Consider the following 2,438-nt stretch of genomic DNA (forward strand, 5'->3'; position numbering starts at 1 on the left):
GTTGTGAACTCGAAGAGTAGGGCGGGACACGTGGTATCCTGTCTGAATATGGGGGGACCATCCTCCAAGGCTAAATACTCCTGACTGACCGATAGTGAACCAGTACCGTGAGGGAAAGGCGAAAAGAACCCCGGCGAGGGGAGTGAAAAAGAACCTGAAACCGTGTACGTACAAGCAGTGGGAGCACCTTCGGGTGTGACTGCGTACCTTTTGTATAATGGGTCAGCGACTTATATTCTGTAGCAAGGTTAACCGTATAGGGGAGCCGAAGGGAAACCGAGTCTTAACTGGGCGTTAAGTTGCAGGGTATAGACCCGAAACCCGGTGATCTAGCCATGGGCAGGTTGAAGGTTGGGTAACACTAACTGGAGGACCGAACCGACTAATGTTGAAAAATTAGCGGATGACTTGTGGCTGGGGGTGAAAGGCCAATCAAACCGGGAGATAGCTGGTTCTCCCCGAAAGCTATTTAGGTAGCGCCTCGTGAATTCATCTTCGGGGGTAGAGCACTGTTTCGGCTAGGGGGTCATCCCGACTTACCAACCCGATGCAAACTGCGAATACCGAAGAATGTTATCACGGGAGACACACGGCGGGTGCTAACGTCCGTCGTGAAGAGGGAAACAACCCAGACCGCCAGCTAAGGTCCCAAAGTCATGGTTAAGTGGGAAACGATGTGGGAAGGCACAGACAGCCAGGATGTTGGCTTAGAAGCAGCCATCATTTAAAGAAAGCGTAATAGCTCACTGGTCGAGTCGGTCTGCGCGGAAGATGTAACGGGGCTAAACCATGCACCGAAGCTGCGGCAGCGACACTATGTGTTGTTGGGTAGGGGAGCGTTCTGTAAGCCGTTGAAGGTGACCTGTGAGGGTTGCTGGAGGTATCAGAAGTGCGAATGCTGACATAAGTAACGATAATGCGGGTGAAAAACCCGCACGCCGGAAGACCAAGGGTTCCTGTCCAACGTTAATCGGGGCAGGGTGAGTCGACCCCTAAGGCGAGGCCGAAAGGCGTAGTCGATGGGAAACAGGTTAATATTCCTGTACTTGGTGTTACTGCGAAGGGGGGACGGAGAAGGCTATGTCGGCCGGGCGACGGTTGTCCCGGTTTAAGCATGTAGGCGGAGGTTCCAGGTAAATCCGGTACCTTTTAACGCTGAGGTGTGATGACGAGGCACTACGGTGCTGAAGTGACAAATGCCCTGCTTCCAGGAAAAGCCTCTAAGCATCAGGTAACACGAAATCGTACCCCAAACCGACACAGGTGGTCAGGTAGAGAATACCAAGGCGCTTGAGAGAACTCGGGTGAAGGAACTAGGCAAAATGGTGCCGTAACTTCGGGAGAAGGCACGCTGATATGTAGGTGAAGTGATTTACTCATGGAGCTGAAATCAGTCGAAGATACCAGCTGGCTGCAACTGTTTATTAAAAACACAGCACTGTGCAAACACGAAAGTGGACGTATACGGTGTGACGCCTGCCCGGTGCCGGAAGGTTAATTGATGGGGTTATCCGTAAGGAGAAGCTCTTGATCGAAGCCCCGGTAAACGGCGGCCGTAACTATAACGGTCCTAAGGTAGCGAAATTCCTTGTCGGGTAAGTTCCGACCTGCACGAATGGCGTAATGATGGCCAGGCTGTCTCCACCCGAGACTCAGTGAAATTGAACTCGCTGTGAAGATGCAGTGTACCCGCGGCAAGACGGAAAGACCCCGTGAACCTTTACTATAGCTTGACACTGAACACTGGTCCTTGATGTGTAGGATAGGTGGGAGGCTTTGAAGTGTGGACGCCAGTCTGCATGGAGCCGTCCTTGAAATACCACCCTTTAATGGCTGGTGTTCTAACGTGGGCCCGTAATCCGGGTTGCGGACAGTGTCTGGTGGGTAGTTTGACTGGGGCGGTCTCCTCCCAAAGAGTAACGGAGGAGCACGAAGGTTAGCTAATCCTGGTCGGACATCAGGAGGTTAGTGCAAAGGCATAAGCTAGCTTGACTGCGAGAGTGACGGCTCGAGCAGGTGCGAAAGCAGGTCTTAGTGATCCGGTGGTTCTGAATGGAAGGGCCATCGCTCAACGGATAAAAGGTACTCCGGGGATAACAGGCTGATACCGCCCAAGAGTTCATATCGACGGCGGTGTTTGGCACCTCGATGTCGGCTCATCACATCCTGGGGCTGAAGTAGGTCCCAAGGGTATGGCTGTTCGCCATTTAAAGTGGTACGCGAGCTGGGTTTAGAACGTCGTGAGACAGTTCGGTCCCTATCTGCCGTGGGCGCTGGAGAATTGAGGGGGGCTGCTCCTAGTACGAGAGGACCGGAGTGGACGCATCACTGGTGTTCGGGTTGTCATGCCAATGGCACTGCCCGGTAGCTAAATGCGGAAGAGATAAGTGCTGAAAGCATCTAAGCACGAAACTTGCCCCGAGATGAGTTCTCCCTGA

1 rRNA gene is annotated in these 2,438 nt (G+C 53.0%); it reads left to right on the top strand.

The annotated features are described in order from the left end of the window. Window positions 1-2,438: ribosomal RNA gene (locus OOJ59_RS27705) — 23S ribosomal RNA — on the top strand; the annotation flags it as partial.

Source organism: Citrobacter sp. W9, from assembly GCF_026719375.1.
GTDB classification, from domain to species: Bacteria; Pseudomonadota; Gammaproteobacteria; order Enterobacterales; family Enterobacteriaceae; genus Citrobacter; species Citrobacter werkmanii.